General features: G+C 46.9%; 9 protein-coding genes and 1 pseudogene. All 10 read left to right on the forward strand.

Annotation, left to right across the window (positions count from 1 at the left end; translation table 11 throughout):
* Positions 1-61: 61 nt before the first annotated feature.
* A complete protein-coding gene (locus L696_RS0117555; protein WP_025684803.1) occupies positions 62-574 on the forward strand; it encodes an RDD family protein in 513 nt (170 codons plus the stop codon).
* 49 nt (positions 575-623) lie between these two features.
* On the forward strand, positions 624-1,136 hold the full coding sequence (locus L696_RS0117560; RefSeq protein WP_025684804.1) for an RDD family protein: 513 nt from the start codon (positions 624-626) through the stop codon (positions 1,134-1,136).
* A 64-nt stretch (positions 1,137-1,200) separates the two neighbouring features.
* Positions 1,201-1,797, forward strand: coding sequence for an RDD family protein (locus L696_RS0117565; RefSeq protein WP_025684805.1), 597 nt, complete (start codon positions 1,201-1,203; stop codon positions 1,795-1,797).
* A gap of 108 nt (positions 1,798-1,905) precedes the next feature.
* Complete coding sequence (locus tag L696_RS0117570; RefSeq protein ID WP_025684806.1) at positions 1,906-2,682, forward strand: hypothetical protein; 777 nt, start codon at positions 1,906-1,908, stop codon at positions 2,680-2,682.
* Between the two features lie 25 nt (positions 2,683-2,707).
* The gene (locus tag L696_RS0117575) at positions 2,708-3,307 is read left to right on the forward strand and encodes a hypothetical protein (RefSeq protein WP_025684807.1); all 600 of its coding nucleotides are present in this window, start codon (positions 2,708-2,710) and stop codon (positions 3,305-3,307) included.
* Entirely contained in the window at positions 3,304-4,716 is a 1,413-nt protein-coding gene (locus L696_RS0117580) for a hypothetical protein (RefSeq protein WP_025684808.1), read from the forward strand. Before L696_RS0117575 ends, L696_RS0117580 begins: the two co-directional genes overlap by 4 nt.
* Positions 4,713-5,360 (forward strand): hypothetical protein, encoded by a 648-nt coding sequence (locus L696_RS0117585; protein WP_025684809.1) that lies wholly within the window; start codon positions 4,713-4,715, stop codon positions 5,358-5,360. The genes L696_RS0117580 and L696_RS0117585 overlap by 4 nt, the downstream gene beginning before the upstream one ends.
* Positions 5,342-5,866 carry a hypothetical protein gene (locus L696_RS0117590; RefSeq protein WP_025684810.1) on the forward strand — a complete coding sequence of 175 codons (525 nt, stop codon included), beginning with the start codon at positions 5,342-5,344 and terminating at the stop codon, positions 5,864-5,866. Before L696_RS0117585 ends, L696_RS0117590 begins: the two co-directional genes overlap by 19 nt.
* A 15-nt stretch (positions 5,867-5,881) precedes the next feature.
* On the forward strand, positions 5,882-6,274 hold the full coding sequence (locus L696_RS0117595; RefSeq protein ID WP_025684811.1) for a DUF4280 domain-containing protein: 393 nt from the start codon (positions 5,882-5,884) through the stop codon (positions 6,272-6,274).
* A gap of 21 nt (positions 6,275-6,295) precedes the next feature.
* Positions 6,296-7,836 (forward strand): annotated as a pseudogene (locus L696_RS0117600) (hypothetical protein); the annotation flags it as partial.

Consider the following 7,836-nt stretch of genomic DNA (forward strand, 5'->3'; position numbering starts at 1 on the left):
CAGACATCTAACATTCACTTTAGCGAAGAAGCAAAAATATACAACATTGGGAGGCAACAGCATGCTGTATGCAGGTTTTTGGAAACGGGTTTTGGCGAGTATCATCGATAATCTGATTATGTGGTTCGTATTTATGATAATTGGTCTGATATTGCTAGTGGTGAGATTAATGGGGGATTGGGAGCCTTCCCCTGCGGAAACATCCCTGATCACAGACGGATCGTCCCCTATTTTTACAATGAAGATGGTCGGACAGATTCTGCTTAATTGGGGCGCGATGTGGCTGTATCACGCGATTATGGAATCTTCCAAATGTAGAGCTTCGGTGGGCAAGCTGGCTCTCGGGATCGTCGTGGTAGATGAGTTTAACCAGAAGCTCAGCTTTGGACGTGCCAGTGCCCGCCATTGGAGTAAGTTTATATCCGCTATCATTCTGTGTATCGGCTTTATCATGACAGCTTTTACGGCTAGAAAACAGGCTCTCCATGATCTGATCGCCCGTACCTACGTCGTGGACAAACGCGAACTGGATCATATACTTCGTGAGCAGGCCGATCGGGGAGCCGGGATGTAGGGAAGGACAGAATTTCTCGCAGCAGGTCTAATCGGGGAGGACTACCAGAATGTATGCAGGTTTTTGGAAAAGGTTTTCAGCCTATTTGATAGATTTTATTATTTTATATGTCAGTACACGATTTATTTCTATGGTCATGTTGATTATGGTAGGATTCGCCTCGTTCTTTAAAGTGAGAACGATTTTAGATTGGGGATCGGACGGGGACTATAGAAGTGTGGGAATTTTTATAGTTACTTTCTGGATCATTAGTTTTATAACGCTGGGTTGGCTGTATTCTGCCATCATGGAATCCTGCAAGTGCAAGGCAACGGTTGGCAAGCTATCCCTTGGAATCGTCGTGGTAGACGAGCATAATCAGAAACTCAGTTTTGGCCGTGCCAGCGTCCGCTACTTGAGCGGATATATTAATATCTTTACGGTATTTGTCGGCTTTATCATGACAGCTTTTACGGCTAGAAAACAGGCTCTCCATGATCTGATCGCCCGTACCTATGTCGTGGACAAACGCGAGCTGAATCATATCCTGTGTGAGCAGGCCCAACGGGGAACCGGGATGTAAAGGTAGATAAATAGATTCTAAGATTCTAATAAATCGTAGTTTTCAATCAGGGGGAACAGCAGGAATGTACGCAGGCTTTTGGAAAAGGTTTTTCGCCTATTGGCTAGATTATTTTATTTTGTATGTAGGTACGATGATCATTGTAGTGCTTATCACTTTGATAGGGAGATTAACTTCTTTTATCCCTGCATGGGGAAGCACTTTGTATCCTTCGGTATATGCCTTCCATGTGGCACGGTTATTTTATAGATTGGAAACTATTTCGAACGTACTTGTTTATTTTTCAATAGGCTGGATGTACTACGCTATCATGGAATCGTCTAAATGTAGAGGAACCTTAGGTAAGCTCGCTTTGGGGATTATTGTCGTAGATGAATACAATGAAAAAATAACTTTCGGACGTGCGAGTGCCCGCTACTGGAGTAGAATCATTACATTTTTCACTATATTTGTCGGCTACATCATGGTAGCCTTCACTGCAAAAAAGCAGACGCTACATGACAAAATCGCTCGTACCTATGTGGTGAACAAAAATTGGCTGGACTACTCGGAGTATATTAAGCAAAATCCACCGCTGGCAGAGGTGCCTGTCCCGGCTCCTGCACCCGGCGTGAATCGGTTGTCTATATCTCTAAATAAAGAAGAGCAGACAAAACAGTAATGACGGTGCAGAGCGAACCGGCTGGCGCATTACGTTGCGGCCGCAATGTCGTTACTGAGGTGCTCGACGACACTTGTGCCGAAATCGGCATGGAGAGGAGGAAAACACATGTTAACCCATATCGTGCCGAAGTTTGAGAAAGGCCGTATTCTCAAAACCGAGATGCTGGAAAATCTGCGGGATTACCCCCGTAGTTTTCTGGATATCCGGTATCAGGATTATTCGGATGGCATCATTACCGGGATGAACGTGATCGTCGGGGAACACACGCTGACCGTAGGCAGAGGCATTGTGAAGTACAAAGGCAGGCTGTACCTGCTGGAGCAGGAGCAGGAAGTGCCGTATGCGGCCACGGGGCGGCTATCGGTGTTGAAGCTGCTCTTTTTGGAACAAACAGATCGCCCGGATTTCACTGCTCATCATGCAGATATTGTGCTGGAGGACGAGACCGAGATCGGATTGGATGAACTGGAACTGGGCAGGTTCAAGCTCAAAACCGGAGCTGTGCTTCGCTCGGATTATCAGGACTTTGCCGACATGGCTACCGAATTCAATACATGGAGCGATATCCATGTCCCGTTCGCGGGCTTGCATCAAAGTACATTGCGCCCGGAAACGATGCGTTACTTCGCATCGGAGTTGCTTAAAAGCGGCGCAACCGATCCGATGGATTGTATGTTTGCGCTCATGTGCCTGAACCTGGAGGCTGTGGACAGGGAGTCCATTCAGCATTACATTGCAAACCGCAGCGGTGCGGAATACAGGGAATATTCCCATGTGCAGCTTCACAGACAGCTGGTGCTGATCCTGGAAGGAGCCGGGAGGGGGAAGCGCACAGCAGGCCGCTGGCAGGGCGGCGGAGCCGGGCGGATGATTGTGGATTAGTCAATATGTGGAGGAGGAATAGACAGTGAAATATGAGGATGAAAAGATTTTGGATCGGCTCCATGAGATGGAGAAGCTGAAGATGCCTAAAAATATTTTGGCAGGTCCCGTGATCATTGACGGTCAATCCTATGTGTTTGAAGAACGATTTTTCTTTAAGGATCGGTTGAAAATGCATGTTCCCTCTGTTTTGACCCCTATGCCCAAGCATTTGCAAAAGATTAAGTATCCGCATGAGCAGCGTCCGGAAGTCATTTTAACGAATGAATTGGGCAGTGTGGATGTTACCCTGAACCGGGTGGATCAGGCATTACAAGACGAATGGGTGGAGCAACTTACTTCTGGCATGAAAGCAATAATGAAAAATATGAATCCGGCCCATGTATTTTATGAAGAAAAAGTAGAAGAGATCCATGGCAAGCAGATCGGCTATTTTGACTTTAAAAGCCCGGCGCTGGATCAGCCCATTTACCACAATATGTTCTACTTTGAGCTGGAAGGAAAGACGGTCATGGGAACATTTTGTTGTCCTTATAAGCAGTATGCCGAATGGCGGGATATCGCCCTGCAAATGATTCATACCATTCAAACGGTTGACGAGGCAGAAGAGGAGGGATATGAATGAGTAACCCCATTTACACCACGGCTGATGTTCAGGTTGCCCCTTATCAGTTTCAAAGTGTACTAAGTGTTCATCTCATTAAACAGTTAAACGAGCATGTGAGTTTCAGCATTCGTGGAATTGTTTCGGAGGACAAGCTGGATCAATACGTAGAAAAAGCGGATGAAGATGAGCACATCGAAGTGTTTTTAAAAAGTGAAGGGAAGCAGATCCGTCTCTTTCAGGGAATCGTCACGAATATTGCTGTAAAAGCTGTAAATGGAGTACGCGAGCTCACTATTGAGGCCGGTAGTCAAACCTTATTGATGGATATTCGCCCCAAACGCCGTTCCTTCCAAAAAACAGGGGAGTCTTATAACAACTTATTTTCACATATAACAGGTTCATATTCAGATGCAGAAGTGGTTGATGAGGCTTCTCATGGCGCAGCTACCGGTGAATTATTGGTGCAATACAATGAAACGGACTGGGCCTTTGTCAAAAGAGTTGCTTCTCGGCTGCATGCTGCTTTAATTCCAATTACGATGCAACAAGGACTGAAATATGTGATCGGTGTCCCCCATTCCAGTACCCCTCAACCGCTGAACGAACATAACTATTCCATTAAAAAAGACTTGAAGGAGCACAAGCTCATGTCCCGCAACGGACTGCCGGAATTTGGCGAGTCCAACAGCTTGAGCTATGAGGTTACCAGCAACAAAGTGCTAGAACTCGGTAGTTCCGTCATTTTTCTTAAAAGAACTCTTTACGTAGCCAAGGCGGAAACGACTACCGATGGAAATCTGATCGTGAATCGTTACATTTTACGGGACGCACAGGGGTTAAAATGCCCAACTCACTACGCCTATGATCTGTCAGGTGCTTCTCTGTTTGGCAAGGTAATTGATATTTCCAAAGAAAAAGTGAAAATCAAGCTGGAAATTGATCAAGGCTCGACTGCATCCGGGGCTATGTGGTTTCCCTATTCTACTGTTTATTCTTCTCCCGATGGCAGCGGCTGGTATGTTATGCCGGAAGCAGGGGATCAAATTCGTCTGTACTTTCCGGATGAACGGGAGCAGCATGCTTTTGCCGCCAGTTCTGTCGATCTTGCCTCCTCTGATCCTGTGAAAAGAAGTGATCCTGCGGTCAAAAGCATCAGCACTAAATACGGCAAACAGGTGGTTTTCAAGCCGGGTGCGGTAGAAATTATCAATAGTGGACAAATGCTGATGCGCCTCACAGATGAAGGCGGTATTGAAATTAACAGTAACAAAAAAATAACCCTGTCTGCTCAGGAGGATATCCAAATTACAGGGGGCACCAAAATTATTATGGAGGGGAAAGAAGGCGTAAGTTTTATTCAATCCGGAGCCAAGCTCGACATTATGGACGATGTGAGATTAACCGGGGGTAAGGTGAACATTGAATGAAGCTCATGGACCGGGATGCAGCGTTGCAGGACTTGCTGGAAAAGCACGTATTTACGGAATGGCTACATGATCTGGCGCTCATTGAAAACAACTTTCTGACACGGCAGCAAGCTATTGAAGAGGGACTTATAGCGGCTTTAGAATCGCTATGCCAGCTCGCTACCGTTCAGCACGAGCAAGGTCGCAAGGGGGATATTCGATATATTTATATCTCCTTGCTCAGAACCCGTGTGATGGAAAATAGAGCTGTTTATCGGATAGACGCCTATGATGAGAATTGGTTTCTGGATGAGGCTGAATGCGCGGTGGAGTGGTCGGCAGACTTTGTTTTCGAGCCTCTGTTCAATCGCATGGCTAAGCTGGAAAAGCTTAAATCCGACTATGCCCGTAAGATTACGACAATGGATATTGAGCAGATTCAACAAATTGAAGCGGTTAAATACCACCTGCTCACCGTTGAGTTTCTCAAAAGTCAGATGCCAGCCTTTGTCGCTTCCCCTTCGCTAGAAAGGATGCCGAAAGCTGACATATGCACGATATTTGCCGGAGAGTATCGAGATGATAGCGAGATATTGTGCCGTTTTACGCGTAAAGGGGAAGTCGGGGAGCGAGAGGGGGAAGCCTCATGGATTATTTCCTCTTAAAGCAGGATGTGCGGTATACCAACGTTCCTATGCTGCAAAAGGTGTTTGAAACGATTGATCCGTGGAAGCTGTATGATTTGCAGCCGGAGGATATTTTCAAGCCATTGATGTTCAACGTGAGGGCAGATGCAGAAAGTATTTTTATTGATTATCTGGAAGGCCCTATTCTTCTCATATCAGATGCTTTAAAAAGTCTTGTCCAGGCCTATGTGCCGGAGCTGCCTATGAAATTAACGATACTTACTCAGATCGAGCAGAAGATGCAGAAGAATTACTATATTCCTTTTGTGGAGCGGCTTACTGCCGTACATCCGGAAAGTGAATGGAATTTGGATCAAAGTGTGCTCAAAAAGCTGGTATTACAGGCAGACGCTATTCGGGGCCACAAGATATTTAGAATTCAGGAGAGTGCCACCCCGATGATCATCGTCCGTTTGGACGTGGCGGAAAGCATATTGCGGCGCGATTATTCCGGGATCGCTTTGGAACAGGTCCGGGTGAAATAGGGAGGTTGAGATAACATGCCAGACGATGAGTATTATGTCGTACGGGGAGCCTGTATGCGTTGCACTTGCGGGAGCCATCCTCGAAAGATCAATTTGCCGAACAGCCACGGCTCTTATGTTAATGGTAAACCGATGATGAATGAAGGGGATTATTCTCCTGAAAATGTCCCTCATTTTGGAATTTGCAATAGTCCGGAACAGCCGAGTGCCGAAACCGTTTATCTGATCGCTGAAAATGGCTCTACGATTTCTGGAAAGCCATGCATGCCGATGCTGACGGACAAGTGGAAAAACACAAAAGAGCATACGAAGGTGGAAGGCCAGCCAGCCTTGACGACTTCTTCATTTCAGACTTGTTTATATCATGGATTTATCGAATTTCATACGAATGGCCAGCAGGAGGAATAGCTGGAAGGGAGGTTTGAAAACATGATAGGATATGATCAGATTCGAATAGATTCCCCCTACCCCATTCAGGTCTTAAAGGATGTTCAGATCGAGTGGAAGCCGGGTGAGCATGGGCGTATTACACTCACAGCCATTTGTAAGGAGTCGAGTCATGCCACGGCTGCGCTGGATGCGACTTCAGAGGATCAGCTACATGTGTATGCTCAAAAAGAACAAGAGAAAATCAGCTTGTTTAAGGGTGTCGTCCATACGGTGAAGGTTGAGAACCATAATGGAGTATATACACTTACACTGGAGGGAATCAGTGGCTCATTTGAGCTGGATATTGTCAAAAGAAAGCGGTCTTTTCCTGAGGAAAAACAAACATACAAGCAGTTAGTGAATAAGCTTGCTCAAGGCTATGCACGAAGTGATGTGCTGTATCAAACCGGGGAGCAGTCGGTAGGCGAAGCGATTTTACAATATGATGAAACCGACTGGGAGCTTATGAAACGGATGGCGAGTCGTTTACATACAGTGGTGGTAAGCGACATATGGGAGTCCGCAGCGCCGAAGCTGTATTTCGGTATGCCCACAGGTACCCAGCGGACGATTCGGGAGAATACACCTTATACGGCAAGCAAAGATTTAAAGGGCTATCAACAAGCAGGCGGGACGTCAGCCGGGTTACATGACACCGACTTTTTCAAATACGAGATCGAAAGCGGAGAACGGTATGCTCTCGGAGACGAGGTGCAATTTCGCCAGAAAACGATGATTGTAACTGAATTGCGAAGCCGCATGGAAAAGGGTCATTTGCTATTCAGTTATGTGTTGGCCCGCGCGGAGGGGATACGCAGCGATTTCATCCCCAATTTCAAAACGATCGGGATTTCACTGGAAGGAGAGGTTCTCGCGGTTCGGGGAGAGGAAGTAAAGCTGCGGCTAGCGATTGATAAGGACGATGGGGTATCCGAGCCGCATTGGTATCCGTTCGCTCCCCCAACCGGAAGTGCGATGTATAGCATGCCAAAGGTGGGAACACATGCAAGCCTGTATTTTCCGGATGCATCTGGCTCCAGAGCGATGATTTTGGGTGCAGTTCGTACGAACGGAGATGGATGTGCGAAAACGAGTGATCCGAATGACCGATATTTTGGTACGGAGCATGGAAGTGAGCTGAAAATGGCCCCAGGTCGCATCCACATCATGGGTGATCCGGGTGGAACGTTGCAGATGAGTCTGGACGATGCTACGGGGATTGAAATTACAAGTCCGAAGAAGCTGACGCTAGAAGCAGAGCAGGAAATCATTCTGAATACGCCGAAGAAAATTATTATTAACGGAACGAGTCAGGTCATGGCGTACCAGACGGGAGGAAGCACGGGGCTTTCGGTAGAAAACGAATACCATGTGCTGGGAGGAAATGTCTGGGCGGACGGAAGCGACCGAACTGCATACCCGCCGTTTGATGATGAACCGAAGGAAGGCGAGCCACCTCCACCGCCGCCACCTCCAGAGCCGTTTAATTGGGGCAAGCTGGGGATGAATATTTTGGGAGGCTTGGCAGTCGTGGCAGGCGG

The organism is Paenibacillus maysiensis (assembly GCF_000520815.1).
Classification (GTDB): Bacteria; Bacillota; Bacilli; order Paenibacillales; family Paenibacillaceae; genus Paenibacillus; species Paenibacillus maysiensis.

What these genes read in the sequence shown, in the direction of transcription:
- L696_RS0117555 (WP_025684803.1), top strand. Translation starts at nt 62, where the DNA reads ATGCTGTATGCAGGTTTTTGGAAACGGGTTTTGGCGAGTATCATCGAT.
- L696_RS0117560 (WP_025684804.1), top strand. Translation starts at nt 624, where the DNA reads ATGTATGCAGGTTTTTGGAAAAGGTTTTCAGCCTATTTGATAGATTTT.
- L696_RS0117565 (WP_025684805.1), top strand. Translation starts at nt 1,201, where the DNA reads ATGTACGCAGGCTTTTGGAAAAGGTTTTTCGCCTATTGGCTAGATTAT.
- L696_RS0117570 (WP_025684806.1), top strand. Translation starts at nt 1,906, where the DNA reads ATGTTAACCCATATCGTGCCGAAGTTTGAGAAAGGCCGTATTCTCAAA.
- L696_RS0117580 (WP_025684808.1), top strand. Translation starts at nt 3,304, where the DNA reads ATGAGTAACCCCATTTACACCACGGCTGATGTTCAGGTTGCCCCTTAT.
- L696_RS0117585 (WP_025684809.1), top strand. Translation starts at nt 4,713, where the DNA reads ATGAAGCTCATGGACCGGGATGCAGCGTTGCAGGACTTGCTGGAAAAG.
- L696_RS0117590 (WP_025684810.1), top strand. Translation starts at nt 5,342, where the DNA reads ATGGATTATTTCCTCTTAAAGCAGGATGTGCGGTATACCAACGTTCCT.
- L696_RS0117595 (WP_025684811.1), top strand. Translation starts at nt 5,882, where the DNA reads ATGCCAGACGATGAGTATTATGTCGTACGGGGAGCCTGTATGCGTTGC.